Annotated in this window: 14 protein-coding genes and 1 pseudogene; 6 read left to right on the top strand and 9 right to left on the bottom strand. The window is 72.6% G+C overall.

Features of this window, described 5'->3' with window-relative positions; translation table 11 throughout:
• The first annotated feature begins 38 nt into the window (after nucleotides 1-38).
• The gene (locus ACPU2J_RS35755) at nucleotides 39-860 is read left to right on the top strand and encodes a DUF1963 domain-containing protein (RefSeq protein ID WP_420078012.1); all 822 of its coding nucleotides are present in this window, start codon (nucleotides 39-41) and stop codon (nucleotides 858-860) included.
• A gap of 109 nt (nucleotides 861-969) precedes the next feature.
• Here ACPU2J_RS35755 and ACPU2J_RS35760 read toward each other — a convergent pair whose 3' ends face one another.
• Nucleotides 970-1,413: a transglycosylase SLT domain-containing protein gene (locus ACPU2J_RS35760; protein ID WP_361602901.1), complete on the bottom strand. Its 444-nt coding sequence runs from the start codon at nucleotides 1,411-1,413 to the stop codon at nucleotides 970-972.
• A 431-nt stretch (nucleotides 1,414-1,844) separates the two neighbouring features.
• Here ACPU2J_RS35760 and ACPU2J_RS35765 point away from each other — a divergent pair, with 431 nt between their 5' ends.
• Nucleotides 1,845-2,411 (top strand): DUF4291 domain-containing protein, encoded by a 567-nt coding sequence (locus ACPU2J_RS35765; RefSeq protein ID WP_361602898.1) that lies wholly within the window; start codon nucleotides 1,845-1,847, stop codon nucleotides 2,409-2,411.
• A 33-nt stretch (nucleotides 2,412-2,444) separates the two neighbouring features.
• Here the strand turns inward: ACPU2J_RS35765 and ACPU2J_RS35770 are convergent, their stop codons facing one another.
• Together ACPU2J_RS35770 and ACPU2J_RS35775 are read right to left on the bottom strand one after the other, a co-directional pair.
• Complete coding sequence (locus ACPU2J_RS35770; RefSeq protein ID WP_423835101.1) at nucleotides 2,445-2,666, bottom strand: hypothetical protein; 222 nt, start codon at nucleotides 2,664-2,666, stop codon at nucleotides 2,445-2,447.
• 17 nt (nucleotides 2,667-2,683) lie between these two features.
• The gene (locus tag ACPU2J_RS35775; protein WP_423835102.1) at nucleotides 2,684-3,007 is read right to left on the bottom strand and encodes a hypothetical protein; all 324 of its coding nucleotides are present in this window, start codon (nucleotides 3,005-3,007) and stop codon (nucleotides 2,684-2,686) included.
• Between the two features lie 250 nt (nucleotides 3,008-3,257).
• Between ACPU2J_RS35775 and ACPU2J_RS35780 the strand changes: the two genes are divergently transcribed.
• Both ACPU2J_RS35780 and ACPU2J_RS35785 read left to right on the top strand, forming a co-directional pair.
• Nucleotides 3,258-3,923, top strand: a complete 666-nt coding sequence (locus ACPU2J_RS35780) for a hypothetical protein (protein ID WP_423835104.1) — start codon at nucleotides 3,258-3,260, stop codon at nucleotides 3,921-3,923.
• Nucleotides 3,924-4,070: 147 nt separating this feature from the next.
• A pseudogene (locus tag ACPU2J_RS35785) lies at nucleotides 4,071-5,032 on the top strand (MsnO8 family LLM class oxidoreductase); the annotation flags it as partial.
• A gap of 57 nt (nucleotides 5,033-5,089) precedes the next feature.
• Here ACPU2J_RS35785 and ACPU2J_RS35790 read toward each other — a convergent pair.
• Nucleotides 5,090-6,319 carry an erythromycin esterase family protein gene (locus tag ACPU2J_RS35790; RefSeq protein WP_420078016.1) on the bottom strand — a complete coding sequence of 410 codons (1,230 nt, stop codon included), beginning with the start codon at nucleotides 6,317-6,319 and terminating at the stop codon, nucleotides 5,090-5,092.
• 58 nt (nucleotides 6,320-6,377) lie between these two features.
• Here ACPU2J_RS35790 and ACPU2J_RS35795 point away from each other — a divergent pair, with 58 nt between their 5' ends.
• Together ACPU2J_RS35795 and ACPU2J_RS35800 are read left to right on the top strand one after the other, a co-directional pair.
• The gene (locus tag ACPU2J_RS35795) at nucleotides 6,378-7,130 is read left to right on the top strand and encodes a TioE family transcriptional regulator (RefSeq protein ID WP_420078017.1); all 753 of its coding nucleotides are present in this window, start codon (nucleotides 6,378-6,380) and stop codon (nucleotides 7,128-7,130) included.
• Nucleotides 7,131-7,428: 298 nt separating this feature from the next.
• Entirely contained in the window at nucleotides 7,429-7,926 is a 498-nt protein-coding gene (locus ACPU2J_RS35800) for a DUF1772 domain-containing protein (protein WP_361602880.1), read from the top strand.
• Between the two features lie 64 nt (nucleotides 7,927-7,990).
• Here ACPU2J_RS35800 and ACPU2J_RS35805 read toward each other — a convergent pair whose 3' ends face one another.
• The 5 genes from ACPU2J_RS35805 to ACPU2J_RS35825 all read right to left on the bottom strand — a co-directional run bounded on the left by ACPU2J_RS35805 (nucleotide 7,991) and on the right by ACPU2J_RS35825 (nucleotide 15,665).
• Complete coding sequence (locus ACPU2J_RS35805) at nucleotides 7,991-8,632, bottom strand: DUF1772 domain-containing protein (protein ID WP_423835105.1); 642 nt, start codon at nucleotides 8,630-8,632, stop codon at nucleotides 7,991-7,993.
• A 152-nt stretch (nucleotides 8,633-8,784) separates the two neighbouring features.
• On the bottom strand, nucleotides 8,785-10,176 hold the full coding sequence (gene ahcY, locus ACPU2J_RS35810) for an adenosylhomocysteinase (protein WP_399315236.1): 1,392 nt from the start codon (nucleotides 10,174-10,176) through the stop codon (nucleotides 8,785-8,787).
• A gap of 5 nt (nucleotides 10,177-10,181) precedes the next feature.
• Nucleotides 10,182-11,150 carry a methylenetetrahydrofolate reductase [NAD(P)H] gene (metF, locus tag ACPU2J_RS35815; RefSeq protein ID WP_423835106.1) on the bottom strand — a complete coding sequence of 323 codons (969 nt, stop codon included), beginning with the start codon at nucleotides 11,148-11,150 and terminating at the stop codon, nucleotides 10,182-10,184.
• 55 nt (nucleotides 11,151-11,205) lie between these two features.
• Nucleotides 11,206-14,688, bottom strand: a complete 3,483-nt coding sequence (metH, locus tag ACPU2J_RS35820; RefSeq protein WP_423835107.1) for a methionine synthase — start codon at nucleotides 14,686-14,688, stop codon at nucleotides 11,206-11,208.
• Entirely contained in the window at nucleotides 14,685-15,665 is a 981-nt protein-coding gene (locus ACPU2J_RS35825) for a carbohydrate kinase family protein (RefSeq protein ID WP_361607983.1), read from the bottom strand. Before ACPU2J_RS35825 ends, metH begins: the two co-directional genes overlap by 4 nt.
• Between the last annotated feature and the right edge of the window lie 237 nt (nucleotides 15,666-15,902).

The following is a 15,902-nucleotide window of genomic DNA, read 5'->3' on the forward strand; positions in this document are numbered from 1 at the left end:
GGTCCACGGCCGGGCGGCGGCCCGGGCATGATCGGGGCGTGGACGACGGACAGGCCGGTGAGCGGCAGATGCGTGCGCTGCGGGAGATCGCCCGGCGCCACCTCGCGGACGAGGACGCCCGGCGGTGGTGCGCCCTGGTGCGGCCCGTGATCCGGCTGGTGGGCGAGGAGGAGGCGGGGGCCGGGGAGCCGGCCGCGGCCCGGCTGGGCGGGCTGCCCCTGCTGCCGCGGGGTGCGCACTGGCCCGCCGGCCCGCCCGGTGGCGTGCCGCCGGTCCACCTCGCGTCGCTGGACTGCGCGGCCCTGCCCGCCGGATGGCTGGACGTCGCGCTGCCGGCCGACGGCACGCTGCTGTTCTTCGCCCCCGGGACGGACGGGGCGGACGGTCCGGCGCCCGGTCCTGTCGTGTACGTCCCCGCGGGCACGCCCTGCCGGGCCGTCGGCGCTCCGCCGGGGGTCGGGGTGGTCCCCGCGGTGCGGCTGTTCGCCCGGCGGGACGCGAGTGCCCCCTTCCCCGACCACCCGTGCGTGCGGGAGGCGTTCGCGCTGGGCACCTGGGCGGACCCTTACGACCACCCGGTGCACGAGCAGGGCTTCGTCGACGAGCTCGGCGAGCGGGTGCACCGGGTGGAGCACCGGGTGGGCGGGTATCCGGTGAACGCCGGCGCCGTGGGGCACGGGGCCGTCACCGAGCCGGGGCGGGTGATGCTGGCGCAGTTCACGTGCGGGCGGCCCGTGCCGGGGGCGCCGGCCGGCGGGGACGGGGGCGGGGGCGGTGGTGTGCTGGTGTGGACCGTGCGCCGGGAGGATCTCGCGCGAAAGTCCTTCGGGGAGGCCGTCCTGCTGCGGCACCGGTGGTGAGGACTGCGGGCGCCCCTGCCGGGGGCGGATACGCCGGACGCCCGGCCGGGGTGGTCCCGGCCGGGCGTCCTCACGTACTGCTGGTGCTGCTGGTGCTGCCGCTGGTGGCCTAGTACCAGTGGTTGGCCTGCCAGAAGTTCCAGGCGGCCACGGGGCTGCCGTAGCGCTCGTTCATGTAGTCCAGGCCCCACTTGATCTGGGTGGCCGGGTTGGTCTTCCAGTCGGCACCCGCGGAGGCCATCTTCGAGGCCGGCAGGGCCTGGACCAGACCGTAGGCGCCCGAGGAGGCGTTCGTGGCGGTGTGGTTCCAGCCGCTCTCACGGGAAACGATGTTGTTGAACGCCGCGAACTGCGCCGGGTCCTTGATCATCTGCTGGGCGATCGCCTTGGCGCTCGTCGGGGCCGCCTGCGCGGGGACCGTGGCGACCATGGAGCCGGCGACGCCCAGGGCGACGACGGCACCCGCGAGGGTCTTCTTCGAGGCGGCGATGCGGCGGATGACGGAGTAGGACACGGAGATACCTTCCACAGGGGACACGGGCGGTCGCGGCATGCCGAGGACATGCGTGAGCCACTCACACGGTGGAGAGGGGTTCGTCGGCGGCGGGTGGAGCACCCGTGCCGCCCGGCGACACATCCAGTTCTACCGACGGCCCGACCCCCTGGCAACGACCCCGCCTACTAGGCGACCCCGCACATCAGGGCCGCAGGTCCCCCGCCGCGACCCGGGCGGGAACGGCGTACCGGGCCGCCGCGGGGCCTACTAGCCGGGCTCGTATGTGACCTGCGTCCTGTGGGCCGCCTCACCGCCCGACCCCCCTGAACTCACCCTGCGTTATCGGACGCGTACCCAAAGACGACAGGTTTACGGACATTTCGACCCGCGGGATCGAAGGGGACGGCGGGCCGGGGGCCCGCTTCCGCATCCGACACCCCCGGAAAGGGGTCGCGGCGCCGCACGGGCCGGTGGCAGGGTTCGGCCGCATGACACCCCTCTACCAGGTCCGTGCCGACCACGACGCGCACACCGTCGTGGTCTACCAGGCCTATCCGTCCGCCGTCGCGGACGCCGCGCTGGCGGCAGGCCGTTTCGTCGCACCGTTCTCGTTCGGGCGGATGACATGGATCAAGCCCTCGTTCCTGTGGCTGATGCACCGCAGCAACTGGGCCCGCAAGGCGGGCCAGGAGCGGATCCTGGGGGTGCGCATCACCCGGGAGGGCTGGGAGGACGCCCTCGGCCGCGCCACCTTGACGACCGCCGGCCCGGACGCCCTGGCCGGGGCCGACGTGCACGTGCAGTGGGATCCGGAACGGTCGGCCAGGGGCGCGGCGCTGAACCACTACAGCGTGCAGGTCGGCATCGGGCGGCGGGTGATCCGTACGTTCGCCGAGGAGTGGACGGTCGGGCTCACCGACCTCACCCCGCAGGTCCGCAAGGCCGCGGACCTCGTGCAGCGCGGGCGGGCGGCCGAGGCGCGCAGGCTGCTGCCGCCCGAGCGGGTCTATCCCCTGCCCGCGGAGCTCGGGGCGCGGCTGACACCGCGCGCCTGACGCCCGGGGCGCCCGTACTCCTGCCCTGCCCCGCTATCCGGTGGGCCCGGGGGCGGGGGACGGCCCGGGGGCCGCGGCCGTCGCTTCGGCCAGTTCTTTCAGGGTCAGCAGCTGCTTGCGCATCATCACCAGGTCGCCCCAGGCCATGAGCCGCCTGCGCAGCCTTCGGCCCGCTCCCCCGCCGCTGCCCGCGACGACCTTGACGACCAGGCGGGAGCCGGTGCCCCGCGGGCGCACGGTGTAGCTGACGGCCATGGGTCCGTGGCGGGCGGTCAGGGGTGCGGGGACAGGCCGGTGATGTGCGCGCCGGGGGTGAAGTCGGTGATGTCGAAGACGAGGAGGCGCTGTCCGACGGCCAGGTCCGGCAGGTCGGGCAGGAGCACGCGCGGGCTTCGGCGGCCGCGGAAGTCGATCCGGTCGTAGCTGTAGGGGGCGACGGTCAGCTGGCGCAGCCACCGGAAGAGGACACCGGGCGGGGCCGCGACGTCGACCGCCCGGGTCCAGCCCTCGCGGCGGCCCGTGACGAGGCGGTCGCACGGGTAGGACGCGCCGCGTTCGGCGTCCGTGGCGCCCCAGATCCTGCCGCTCAGGTCCATGCCGTGATGCTATCGGCCGCCGCAGGGGGCTGACCGGGCGGCCTCCGGCGGCGGTGGCCGGGGGTGAACGGCGGCCGGGGCGGGCCGGGTTCGGGTGCGCCGCGGTTGCCGGTCCGGGGGCGGTGGGCGCGGCGGGGTGCCTAGACTGCTCGGCGGCCCGGGCGCCGGCCTGTCGCCCTGCCGGCCCGCCGTACCTGGTTCTTCTTGTTCTTCTTGTTCTGATCGTCCGTGTGAAGCCGGAGTGGTGCCCGTGTCGGCAGTCGAGTTCGGATATCCGGTGCTGCCCGGCAGGGCCCTGGACACTCCCGGTGTCGAGGAGGTGCTGCGGCGGCGGGAGCGCGGGCTGCGCCGGGGTGTGGGGGCGGCGGCGGTGCAGGCGGTGCTGCTCGTGGCCGCGGTGGGGGTGTTCGGGCCGTCCTCGCCGGCCGCGGTGGGGGCCGCGGTGGTGCTGGTGCCGCTGCTCGCGGTGACGGTGGGGCTGAGCCTGCTGTGGCGCCGGGCCCGGCGCCGGGAGCGGCGGGTGATGGAGACGTACGGCTGGCAGGTGTGGCCGTGTGCCGGGCAGGACGTACAGGTCGTCGCGGCGGAGGGTCGGCGCGAGGGCGGGCGGCGGTGGTCGGCCGAGGGCCGGGTGGTGCTGCTCGGGCCGGACGGGCGCAGCCACTGTTCCTTCCCTCCGCCCGGGGAGGGCTGGGACGGGCCGCGGGTGCCGGCGCGGCGGGAGGGGCCAAATGACCGGGTGTGGTTCGCCGGGGACACCCGCTTCGGCGGGATGCTCGCCGAGCCCGGGGGGATGCCGTTCCGCTACGTGACGCGGGCCCGCCCGGGCCGCGACGCGGGGTCGGCCGCGCAGGACGGGGCGGCGCGGCGGGCGGGGCTGGTGCCGCGCGGCTGGAGGCCGGGCGGCGGGGTGTAGGGGTTCCGCCGGCGGGGGCGGGCGGGACCGCCGGTCAACGTGCCCGGTGGCGGGCGGAGGTGACGGGCCGCCAGGAGGCGGGCGGGCCTGTGGCGGGAAAGCGATCGTCGGCGGGGCGGGCGGGTGGCGGCTTCCTATGCTGGCGGGATGCTCGAGATACCTCTTTCCGCGCTGGAAGTCGCGATGGTCCAGGCGGGCTCGCGCGCCGTGGACACCCTGCGGGACACGGCGGCCTTCGCCCGGGGGTGGAGCGGCTGGGGTACCGGCGGCTCTGGTACGCCGAGCACCACCACTCCCCCGCGATCGGTGCGTTCCCGCCGGTGGTGCTGACGGCGCACGCCGCCGCCTCGACGTCGGTCATCCGGGTCGGTCCGGGGGGTGTGCTGGCGCCCCACCACGCGCCGCTGACGGTGGCGGAGCAGTACGGGACGCTGGCGGCCCTGCACGAGGACCGTGTCGACCTGGGGATGGGGCGCGGGCCGGGCACGTTCGACGAGGGCGTGGCCCGGGCGTTGCGCCGCGGGGCGGGTCCGGCGACGGACGCGGAGTACCGGCAGGACGTGGCGGCGGTCCTGGAGTTCCTGGTGGAGGAGGTGGCGCTGGGGCCGTTGCCGGAGCCGTGGCTGCTGGCGTCCAGTACCGCGGGGGCGGCGCTGGCTGCGGATCTCGGTCTGCCGGTGGCGGTGGCGCACCACATCCGTCCGGACAACACCGCGGCGGTGGTGGAGCGTTACCGGTCGGGGTTCGTGCCGTCCCGCTGGTGCGAGCGGCCGCGGGTACTGCTGTACGTGGAGACGGTGTGCGCCGAGACGGAGGAGGCGGCCGTGTGGCGGGCGGGGCCGATGAACGTGGTGAAGGCAGGGCTGTTGCAGGGAGTGAGCCGGAGGCCGTTCCCCACGCCCGCGCAGGCGGCCGCGCACGTGTTCACGCCGCACGAGATGCAGGCGCTCGCCGGGTTCCGTGCGCAGCAGGCCGTCGGCTCGCCGGAGACGGTGGTGGGCCGGCTGGCGCGGCTGACCGCGGAGACCGGGGCGGACGAGCCGATGCTGGCGACGCCCGTCCACGATCTCCACGACCGGCTGTCCTCCTACGCGTTGGTGCGGTCGCACTGCGGTCGCACTGCGGGGCGGCAGGGCGGTAGGCGGTGGGGCCGCCGGCGGGGCGCTTCAGGCGGCGGGCGGGGCGGGCCGGCGGGGGACGTCCCTGACGAAGAGCAGGGCGTCGGTGCCGTCGAGGTGGGCCGGGTCGAGGGGGGCGTAGCCGAACCAGGGTGAGGTGCGGGGTGCGGGCGGGTCGGGGGCGAGGTGGGCGGCCAGGGCCCGGGGGTCGATGAGGCTGTGGTCCTGCGGGAGGGTGGAGAGCAGCGCTTCGAGGGTGCCGGCGGGCGGGGTGTCCACCGCCCGGTGGGTGATCGTGCCCAGTGCTGTGGCGGCGAAGGCGTAGTCCTGGCCGAGGTGGGCCGCGGCCAGGGCGCCGGCGCTCCACCAGTGCAGTGGTGCGCCGCCCATCCGTGTCGTGCTCTTCTCCCGCTGGAGGTGGGAGTTGTGGGCGTGGGCGAGGACGGGTCCGCGGGCGGCGAGGGCCAGGAGGTTGTGGGCCATGATCCGGTCGCGTGCGGCCAGCAGCAGGGTCAGGCGCTCGGATGTGGTGGCGGTGGTGTCGGCCATCAGGTGGTGGTAGCGCAGCAGGCCGGTGGCGGTGCGCGCGTACAGGCGGGCGCGGTGCCAGTCCTCGGGTGAGGTTGCGGCGATCAGGTGCGGGGTGTGTTCGTCCAGGAGGGCGGTCAGGTCCTCGGCGAGGGCGCGCAGGCGTGCGGCCCGGGGGGTGCGGCCTGCGGAGGCGGCGGGGTCGTACATCGCGGCGGGGTCGCTCCAGCGGTCGTCGGGGCCGAGGAGGTCGTCGAGTGCCGTGGCGGTGCAGGGCAGCAGGCGGGCGTCGAGGTGGGCGGCGAGGTGGGTGTGGAGTGCGGTGAGGGCCTGGCGGGGGGAGGCGGCGCCGGCGGTTTCCAGCGGGCCGTCGAAGCCGGCGAAGCGGACCTGTTGGGAGGGGGGCCGGTTCTCGTTGTGGGTGCGCATCCAGCGCACGAGGTCGCGGTTGGCTTCGCAGGCCCCCCAGCCGTGGCTGAAGCCGTGGTCCATGGCGGCGTCGAGGGTGCCGGTGGCGGAGGTGACGTAGGCGTCGACGGTCAGGCCGGCGAGGCAGTCGGTTTCGAGGGCGATGGTGCGGTAGCCCTCCTGCTCGACGAGTTGCCGGAAGAGGTCGTTGCGCAGGTGGAGCAGGGCGTCCTCGCCGTGGGTGGGCTCGCCCACGGCGAGGAGGCGGGGGCGGGTGGGAAGCAGTGCCATCAGGGCGGCGGCGTCGACGGGGTGGGCGGTGTCCTTGAGGTCGGTGGCCATGGCTTCAACGCTATCGTTGAAGATTCGGTGGAGACTTTGCCGCGCTATCGTCGCGTTCATGGGGTCGAAGCTTCAAAGTGGTGTGCGGCTCAGGCCGGTGGATCTGGCGCGTGGGCACGGTCTGTCGACGCAGGCGGTCCGCAACTACGAGGAGGCCGGCATCCTTCCGGCGGCCGCGCGCTCCGCGCACGGGTACCGCCGCTACACGGTGCTGCACGCGGCGGCCCTGCGGGCGTTCCTGGCGCTGGTGCCCGGTCACGGCCACGGGGCGGCGGCGGAGATCATGCGGGCGGTGAACCGGGGTGCGGTGGAGGAGGCGTTCGCGCTCATCGACGCCGGGCACGTGCAGCTGCTGGAGGACCGGCGGACGCTGCGGGCCGTGGAGGCGGCCCTGCGGGACCTGGGTGCGGGCCCGGGACCGAATCCGGGTCCGGGGCCGGGGTTCCGGGATGGCGGGCGGGGTGCGGGCGGGGTGTTCATCGGGCCCCTGGCGGGCGGGCTGGGTGTCCGGCCGGCGACGCTGCGCGCGTGGGAGCGGGCCGGGCTGGTGAGCCCGGGGCGTGAGGCGCGCACCGGGTACCGCGTCTACGACGAGGCCGACGTACGGGACGTGCGGCTGGTCCGTCAGCTGCGGCGGGGCGGGTATCCGCTGGCGCAGATCGCCCCGCTGATCGGGCAGGTGCGGGCGGCCGGCGGGCTGGAGCCGCTGGGGGCGGCGCTGGGTGACTGGCACGGCCGGCTGACCGTACGGGGGCGGGCGCTGCTGGCGGGGGCGGCGGAGCTGGAGGCGTACCTGCGCGAGCGCGGGTGACCGGGCGGGCGCGGGGTGAGGCGGGCGCCGGTGAGCGGGCTCCCCCGCAGGGTTCCCCGGAGGCTCCCGCGGCGTTTCCTGCAGCGTTTCCGGCGGGATCGCGGGCGGGGCTCCCGGGGCGCGGGTGGGGCGGGAGCGCTCGAAAGGTGCTCGAAGGACGCTTGAGGAGTGCTTGATCGCTCTGCTCCGTGGGGGGTCTTCGCCCGTATAGTCGCCGTGACTTGACGATTCGATGACCCGTTCCCGAAGAATCGATGACCGATCAGGCTCCGCGGACGGGTGAGCAGGGGGACACACGATGGAGACCGCACGCCTGGCCTCGCTCATCGCCGCCACGGTCACGATGGGGCTGGTGAGCGGGCTGTTCTACGGGTTTTCGGTGGCGGTGATGCCGGGTCTGAAGCGTACGGACGACCGTACGGTCATCGAGGCCATGCAGAACATCAACAAGGCCATTCTCAATGGCTGGTTCGTGCTGGGCTACATCGGGGCGTTCCTGTTCACCGCGCTGGCGCTGGCGCTGCACGTGCCGTCCGACGGCCGGGACGTGCTGCCGCCGCTGATCGCGGCGCTGGTCTGCTACATCGTGTCGATGGGGCTGACGAACAAGGTGAACATCCCGCTGAACAACGCGCTGGAGAAGGCCGGTCCGGTGGCCCGGATCGGTGATGCGGCGGCGGTGCGGCGGGCGTTCGAGGGGCCGTGGACGCGGGCGAACGTGTGGCGGACGCTGCTGTGCACGGCGGCGGTCGGGTTCCTGGGCTGGGCGCTGTACCTGCACGGTCAGGCGGGCTGACCGACGACGCGGAGTCCCCCGGACCGGGCGGCCGGGGGACTCCGCGTCGTCGGTGCGGTGTGGTTCAGCGGGTGGTGCGGCCGTAGAGGACCAGGGCGCGGGAGAGGGCCGTCAGGGCGAGGGTGCACAGCAGGGTGCGGACGATGTTGGTGGCGACCCAGGTGCCCTTGAACTTGTCGACGATGGTGAAGTCGGCGAGTTCGGCGGCGTCTCCGGCGGCGGCGAGTTCGTTGTTGAGGGGGATGTTCACGGAGAAGGTGATCATCAGGACGACGAAGTAGGCGACGGTGGCGACGCCGACCCAGACGGCGACGGTGCGGCGGCCCTTGCGGAACTCGATGACCGCCGATGCGGCGGAGGTGAGCAGGGTGATGACGAACACCATGCCGAAGAGTCCGTTGCCGTCGATGGCCGCGTTGAAGTTCTGCATCGCGGTGACGTAGGTGCGTTCGTCGCCGGCGGCCAGGCCCGGCATGACGGAGACGTCGAAGGCGAAGAAGAGGCCCGCCATGAGGCCCATGAAGACCGTCGAGACCAGGAGCAGGACGGTGGCCGCCTTGCCGCGTTCGGCGGTCGGCTGTGCGTGCGGGGCGCCCTGGGCGTAGGGGCCGGGGTGGGCGGCCTGGGTGTAGGGGCCGGGTGGTGCGTAGGGGCCGGGGCCGCCGGCGGTGTGCTGCTGGGAGCTGCCGGCCGGGTTGGGGTTCATGGGCCATCCTCGTCTGCGGTGGTGGGAGTCGTGCTCGCCCTCGGCACGGGCACCCGATCGTGGCATTGGGCGGGATGCCCGGTCATGGGCTTTCCACCGGCTCTCGAGCGGGGCTCGAGAGCCGGTGGCCGGATCCGTTCGGTGGGGGTCGGTCAGTAGCGGTAGTGGTCGGGCTTGTACGGGCCCTCGACCTTGACGCCGATGTACGCGGCCTGCTCCGGGCGCAGGGTGGTCAGCTTGACACCGAGGGCGTCGAGGTGGAGTCGGGCGACCTTCTCGTCGAGGTGCTTGGGCAGCACGTAGACGTCGGTCGGGTACTCCTCCGGCTTGGTGAACAGCTCGATCTGGGCCAGCGTCTGGTCCGCGAAGGAGTTCGACATCACGAACGACGGGTGACCGGTGGCGTTGCCCAGGTTCAGCAGACGGCCCTCGGACAGCACGATCAGGACCTTGCCGTCGGGGAACGTCCAGGTGTGGACCTGCGGCTTGACCTCGTCCTTGACGATGCCGTCGATCTTGGCCAGACCGGCCATGTCGATCTCGTTGTCGAAGTGACCGATGTTGCCCACGATCGCCTGGTGCTTCATCCTGGCCATGTCCGCGGCCATGATGATGTCCTTGTTGCCGGTCGTGGTGATGAAGATGTCCGCGGTCTCCACCACGTCGTCCAGCGTCGCGACCTGGTAGCCGTCCATCGCCGCCTGCAGCGCGCAGATCGGGTCGATCTCCGTGATGATCACGCGAGCGCCCTGGCCGCGCAGCGACTCCGCGCAGCCCTTGCCGACGTCGCCGTAACCGAAGACGACCGCGACCTTGCCGCCGATCAGGACGTCGGTGGCACGGTTGATGCCGTCGATCAGGGAGTGACGGCAGCCGTACTTGTTGTCGAACTTCGACTTCGTCACCGCGTCGTTCACGTTGATCGCCGGGAACAGCAGCTCACCGGACTGCATCATCTCGTACAGACGGTGCACACCCGTGGTGGTCTCCTCCGTCACACCGCGGATGCCCGCGGCCAGGGCGGACCAGTCGATGTCGGTCCTGGCCAGCAGGTCCAGGACCAGGGCCATTTCCTCGTTGTCGGCGGTGGAGGGGTCGGGGACCCGTCCGGCCTTCTGGTATTCGACGCCCTTGTGGACCAGGAGGGTGGCGTCGCCGCCGTCGTCGAGGATCATGTTGGGGCCGGCGTGGCCGGGCCAGGTCAGGGCCTGCTCGGTGCACCACCAGTACTCCTCGAGCGTCTCGCCCTTCCAGGCGAAGACGGGGATGCCGGCGGCGGCTATCGCGGCGGCGGCGTGGTCCTGGGTGGAGTAGATGTTGCAGGACACCCAGCGGACGTCGGCGCCGAGGGCGACGAGGGTCTCGATGAGGACGGCGGTCTGCACGGTCATGTGCAGGGAGCCGGTGATGCGGGCGCCGGCCAGCGGCTGCGCCTCGGCGTACTCGCGGCGGATCGACATCAGACCGGGCATCTCGTGCTCGGCCAGGGTGATCTCCTTGCGGCCGAAGGCGGCCAGGGAGAGGTCTGCGACCTTGAAGTCCATGGGTTCTACTCCGTGTCGGTGGTGGCGTGATCGGTGGTGAGGTTCAGGTTCTGATGGATCTCTAGAGTCGCGGTGGACTTGTTGAGGGTGATGTAGTGCAGGCCGGGTGCGCCTTCGGCGAGGAGGCGTTCGGACATGGCGGTGGCGTACTCGACGCCGATGCGGTGTCCGTCGGCCGGGTTGTCCTTGGCGGCTTCCAGGCGGTGGGCGAGGTGGTCGGGGAAGCGGGCGTCGCTGAGTTCGGCGAAGCGCCGGATCTGGCGGAAATCGGTCGCCGGCATGATCTCGGGGATGACCGGGGTCAGGCAGCCCACCGCGTGGAGCCGGTCGCGCAGCCGCAGGTAGTCCTCGGCGTGGAAGAACATCTGGGTGATGGCGTAGTCGGCTCCGGCCCGGCATTTGGCGGCGAAGTGGCGGATGTCCTCGGTCCAGGACGGGGAGCGGGGGTGGCGTTCGGGGAACGCGGCCACGCCGACGGTGAAGTCGCCCAGCCGGCGGATGAGGGTGACCAGTTCGTGGGCGTGGGTGAGGCCGTCGGGGTGGGGTGTCCAGCGTCCCTTGGGATCGCCGGGCGGGTCGCCGCGCAGGGCGAGGACGTCGCGGATGCCGGCGTCGGCGTACTGGCCGATGATGTGGCGCAGTTCGGCGACGGAGTGCCCGACGGCGGTCAGGTGGGCGACCGGGCGCAGGGTGGTCTCGGTGGCGATGCGTTTGGTGACCTCGACGGTGCGGGTGCGGGAGGAGCCGCCGGCTCCGTAGGTGACGGAGACGAAGGAGGGGGCGAGGGCTTCGATGCGGCGGATCGCGGCCCACAGGGTGCGCTCCCCCGCGTCGGTCTTCGGGGGGAAGAACTCGAAGGAGAAGGTCGGCCTGCCCTGGGCCAGCAGTTCGCGGACGCCGCGGGGGGTGGGGGCCGGTGTGGGGGTGGCGGGGGTGCGGGGGCGTTCGGCGGTGGCGGCCAGGGCAGCCGGCATGTCGGACTCCTTCCGGCTCGTCGCGGGAGCGGTTGGGGTGGGAGGGGTGAGTGGGTCAGCGGGCGTTGAAGTAGCTGGCTTCGGGGTGGTGCAGGACGATGGCGTCGGTGGACTGCTCGGGGTGGAGCTGGAATTCCTCGGAGAGTTCGACGCCGATCCGCTCGGGCTGGAGGAGGTCGGCGATCTTGGCGCGGTCCTCCAGGTCGGGGCAGGCGGGGTAGCCCAGGGAGTAGCGGCAGCCCTGGTACTCGGTGCGGAACATGCCGTCCATGGTCTGGGGGTCGTGGCCGCCGATGCCGAGGTCGGCGCGGACGCGGGCGTGCCAGTACTCGGCGAGTGCTTCGGCCAACTGGACTGACAGGCCGTGGAGTTCCATGTACTCGCGGTAGGAGTCGGCGGCGAAGAGCCGTGCGGTCTCCTCGCCGATGCGGCTGCCCACGGTGACGACCTGGAGGCCGACGACGTCGGTCTCGCCGGATTCGTCGGGGCGGAAGAAGTCCGCGAGGCACAGGCGGCGGCCGCGGCCCTGGCGGGGAAAGGTGAAGCGGGCGCGTTCGGAGCCGTTCTCGCCGAGGATGATGAGGTCTTCGCCCTTGGAGACGCAGGGGAAGTAGCCGTGGACGACGGCTGCTTCGAGGAGGCCGTCGGTGTGGAGGCGGTCCAGCCAGCCGCGCAGCCGGGGGCGGCCGTCGGTGGCGATGGTGTCGGCGTCCTTCAGCCCCCATTGGCCTTTGAACAGGGCGGTCTCGTCGAGCCAGCTGGCGTAGTCCTTGAGGGGGATGCCCTTGATGACACGGGTGCCCCAGAACGGCGGGGTGGGCACGGGGTTGTCGGCGGCGACGTCGGAGCGGCCCGCGGGGGCGGCCTCGGTGTGCGGCAGCGGGGTGTCGCGGCGGGCGACGCGGCGCTGTTTGAGTGGCGGGAGTTCGGCGCCGGGGACGCCGCGTTTGACGGCGATCAGGGCGTCCATCAGGCGCAGGCCTTCGAACGCGTCGCGGGCGTAGCGGACCTCGCCCTCGTAGATCTCGTGGAGGTCCTGTTCGACGTAGGCGCGGGTGAGGGCGGCGCCGCCGAGGATGACGGGGTAGTCGGCGGCCAGCTTGCGCTGGTTGAGCTCTTCCAGGTTCTCCTTCATGATCACGGTGGACTTCACCAGGAGGCCGGACATGCCGATGACGTCGGCCTTGTGCTCCTGGGCGGCCTCGAGGATCGCGGAGACCGGCTGCTTGATGCCGATGTTGACCACGTTGTAGCCGTTGTTCGACAGGATGATGTCGACGAGGTTCTTGCCGATGTCGTGGACGTCGCCGCGGACCGTGGCCAGCACGATGGTGCCCTTGCCCTCCGCGTCGGACTTCTCCATGTGCGGCTCCAGGTAGGCCACCGCCGTCTTCATGACCTCGGCCGACTGGAGCACGAACGGCAGCTGCATCTGCCCGGACCCGAACAGCTCACCGACGACCTTCATGCCTTCGAGGAGGGTGTCGTTGACGATGTCGAGGGCGGGGCGGGTGGTGAGGGCTTCGTCGAGGTCGGCTTCGAGGCCGTTCTTCTCGCCGTCGATGATCCGCCGCTGGAGGCGTTCGTCCAGGGGCAGGGCGAGGAGTTCCTCGGCGCGGCCGGCCTTGAGGGACTTGGTGTTCACGCCCTCGAAGAGGGCCATCAGCTTCTGCAGCGGGTCGTAGCCCTCGCGGCGCCGGTCGTAGATCAGGTCCAGGGCCGTGTCGACCTGCTCCTGGTCGAAACGCGCGATCGGCAGGATCTTCGACGCGTGCACGATCGCCGAATCCAGACCCGCCTTCACGCACTCGTCCAGGAAGACCGAGTTCAGCAGGACACGGGCCGCCGGATTCAGACCGAAGGAGATGTTCGACAGGCCCAGGGTGGTCTGGACGTCGGGGTGGCGGCGCTTGAGCTCACGGATCGACTCGATCGTCGCGATGCCGTCCCCACGGGACTCCTCCTGACCGGTGCAGATGGTGAAGGTCAGGGTGTCGATGAGGATGTCGGACTCACGGATCCCCCAGTTCGTCGTGAGGTCCTCGATCAGGCGCTGCGCGATGGCGACCTTGTGCTCGACGGTGCGGGCCTGGCCCTCCTCGTCGATGGTCAGCGCGATCAGCGCGGCGCCGTGCTCCTGCGCCAGCCGGGTGACCTTCGCGAAGCGGGACTCGGGCCCGTCGCCGTCCTCGTAGTTCACCGAGTTGATGACCGCACGCCCGCCCAGCTTCTCCAGACCCGCCTGGATGACGGGGACCTCGGTGGAGTCCAGCACGATCGGCAGCGTGGAGGCCGTCGCGAAACGGCCGGCGAGCTCCTCCATGTCGGCGACGCCGTCACGGCCCACATAGTCCACGCACAGGTCGAGCATGTGCGCGCCCTCACGGATCTGGTCCCGGGCCATCTCCACACAGTCGTCCCAGCGCGCCTCCAGCATCGCCTCACGGAACTTCTTCGACCCGTTCGCGTTCGTCCGCTCACCGATCGCCATGTACGAGGTGTCCTGCCGGAACGGCACCGTCTGGTAGAGGGAGGCGGCGCCCGGTTCGGGGCGGGGGTCGCGGGGGCCGGGTGCGCTCCCCCGGACGCGTTCGACGACGTGGCGCAGGTGTTCGGGGGTGGTGCCGCAGCAGCCGCCGACGAGGGAGAGTCCGTAGTCGCGTACGAAGGTTTCCTGGGCGTCGGCCAGCTCCGGGGCGGTCAGCGGGTAGTGGGCGCCGTCCTTGGTCAGGACGGGCAGGCCGGCGTTGGGCATGCAGGAGATCGGGATGCGGGCGTTGCGGGCGAGGTAGCGCAGGTGCTCGCTCATCTCGGCCGGGCCGGTCGCGCAGTTCAGACCGATCATGTCGATGCCCAGCGGTTCCAGGGCGGTGAGGGCGGCGCCGATCTCCGAGCCGAGGAGCATGGTGCCGGTGGTCTCGACCGTGACCGAGCAGATCAGGGGGACGTCGATGCCGAGGGCGTCCATGGCGCGGCGGGCGCCGATGATGGAGGACTTGGTCTGCAGGAGGTCCTGGGTGGTCTCCACCAGCAGGGCGTCGGCTCCGCCGGTGAGGAGTCCTTCGGCGTTGGTCTGGTAGGCGTCGCGGATCTGGCCGTAGGTGATGTGGCCCAGCGTCGGCAGCTTCGTGCCCGGCCCCATGGAGCCCAGCACCCAGCGCTGCTGGCCCGTCGAGGCGGTGAACTCGTCGGCGACCTCGCGGGCGACCCGGGCGCCGGCCTCCGACAGCTCGAAGTTGCGCTCGGCGATGTCGTACTCGGCCAGCGCCGCGTGGTTCGCGCCGAAGGTGTTGGTCTCCACGCAGTCCACACCCACCGAGAAGTACGCCTCGTGGACCGAGCGCACGATGTCGGGGCGGGTGACGTTGAGGACCTCGTTGCAGCCCTCCAGCTGCTGGAAGTCCTCCAGGGTGGGGTCTTGTTCCTGGAGCATCGTTCCCATGGCGCCGTCGGCGACGACCACCCGGGTGGCCAGGGCCTGGCGGAGGGCGGCGGCCCGTTCGCGGGGGTGGGGGGCGGGGGGTGTGTTCGCGGTCATGTCGGCTGTCCCAGCGTCGGTGCCAGCAGTGCGGCCGCCTGCGGCCCGTACACCGTGCGGACGGTGTCGAGGAGCCGTTGGGGGCGGACTTCGTAGGACTGTGAGCCGACCTCGGCCAGGACCAGTGCGGACATCGCGCAGCCGAGCTGGGCGGCGGTCTGCAGGGGCAGTCGGTGGCCGACGGCGGCGAGGAAGCCGGAGCGGAAGGCGTCGCCGACGCCGGTGGGGTCCGCGGCGGTGACGTCGGGGACGGCCGGGACGGTGAGGGTGGGGGTGTCGGCGGCGTCGATGCGGACGCCCTGCGCGCCGAGTGTGGTGATCCAGGTGCCGACGCGGGCGAGGACCTCTTCACGGTTCCAGCCGGTGCGTTCGCGCAGCAGGGCGGATTCGTACTCGTTGGTGAAGAGCCAGCGGGCGCCGGTGACGAGGCTGCGGGTCTCGGCGCCGGTGAGGCGGGCGAGTTGCTGGGAGGGGTCGGCGGCGAAGGGGATGCCCAGTTCGCGGGCCTGCTCGGTGTGGCGGAGCATCGCGCGGGGGTCGTTGGGCGAGACCAGGACCAGGTCGAGGGGGGTGCGGGCGTGCAGGGCGTGGAGGTCGATGCGGGCGGCGTCGGCCATGGCGCCGGCGTAGAAGGAGGCGATCTGGTTGGAGTCCTGGTCGGTCATGCACATGAAGCGGGCGGTCTGGTGGTCGGCGGAGACGTGCACCGGGCCGGTGTCGACGCCGTGTTCCTTGAGCCAGACCTCGTACTCGGCGAAGTCGGGGCCGACGGCGCCGACGAGGAGGGGGTCCATGCGGAGCCCTCCGAGGCCGTAGGCGATGTTGGCGGCCACTCCCCCGCGTCGTACTTCGAGGGTGTCGACGAGGAAGGACAGCGAGATGGTGTGCAGCTGGTCGGGGATCAGCTGGTCGACGAACCGGCCCGGGAAGGCCATGAGGTGATCTGTGGCGATGGATCCGGTCACCGCGATACGCACGTGGACTCCTGTGGGATGGTCGGTCCGGTCTCTGCGGGGTGGGGCGGAGCGGGTGGGGTGGAGCAGGGGGTGGGCGGCCGGGTGCTCGGGCGGCCCGCGGGGCTGTCCTGCGGATCGGGCCGGACCCGGGGGGCGGGGCCCGGTGCGTGCGCTCGCGAGGCGGCGGGGCGGCCGGCGCGGGGCGTCGGCGGCCGAGAGGACGTGGCGGGCGCGTGCACCGGGACCCCTCGGGCCCGG

The organism is Streptomyces manipurensis (genome assembly GCF_049570255.1).
Lineage (GTDB): Bacteria > Actinomycetota > Actinomycetes > Streptomycetales > Streptomycetaceae > Streptomyces > Streptomyces manipurensis.

Excerpts from the sequence above, each read along its gene's own strand:
- ACPU2J_RS35760 (WP_361602901.1), bottom strand. The coding sequence starts at position 1,413 with ATGCCGCGACCGCCCGTGTCCCCTGTGGAAGGTATCTCCGTGTCCTAC.
- ACPU2J_RS35765 (WP_361602898.1), top strand. The coding sequence starts at position 1,845 with ATGACACCCCTCTACCAGGTCCGTGCCGACCACGACGCGCACACCGTC.
- ACPU2J_RS35770 (WP_423835101.1), bottom strand. The coding sequence starts at position 2,666 with ATGGCCGTCAGCTACACCGTGCGCCCGCGGGGCACCGGCTCCCGCCTG.
- ACPU2J_RS35775 (WP_423835102.1), bottom strand. The coding sequence starts at position 3,007 with ATGGACCTGAGCGGCAGGATCTGGGGCGCCACGGACGCCGAACGCGGC.
- ACPU2J_RS35790 (WP_420078016.1), bottom strand. The coding sequence starts at position 6,319 with ATGGCCACCGACCTCAAGGACACCGCCCACCCCGTCGACGCCGCCGCC.
- ACPU2J_RS35795 (WP_420078017.1), top strand. The coding sequence starts at position 6,378 with ATGGGGTCGAAGCTTCAAAGTGGTGTGCGGCTCAGGCCGGTGGATCTG.
- ACPU2J_RS35800 (WP_361602880.1), top strand. The coding sequence starts at position 7,429 with ATGGAGACCGCACGCCTGGCCTCGCTCATCGCCGCCACGGTCACGATG.
- ACPU2J_RS35805 (WP_423835105.1), bottom strand. The coding sequence starts at position 8,632 with ATGAACCCCAACCCGGCCGGCAGCTCCCAGCAGCACACCGCCGGCGGC.
- ahcY (WP_399315236.1), bottom strand. The coding sequence starts at position 10,176 with ATGGACTTCAAGGTCGCAGACCTCTCCCTGGCCGCCTTCGGCCGCAAG.
- metF (WP_423835106.1), bottom strand. The coding sequence starts at position 11,150 with ATGCCGGCTGCCCTGGCCGCCACCGCCGAACGCCCCCGCACCCCCGCC.
- metH (WP_423835107.1), bottom strand. The coding sequence starts at position 14,688 with ATGACCGCGAACACACCCCCCGCCCCCCACCCCCGCGAACGGGCCGCC.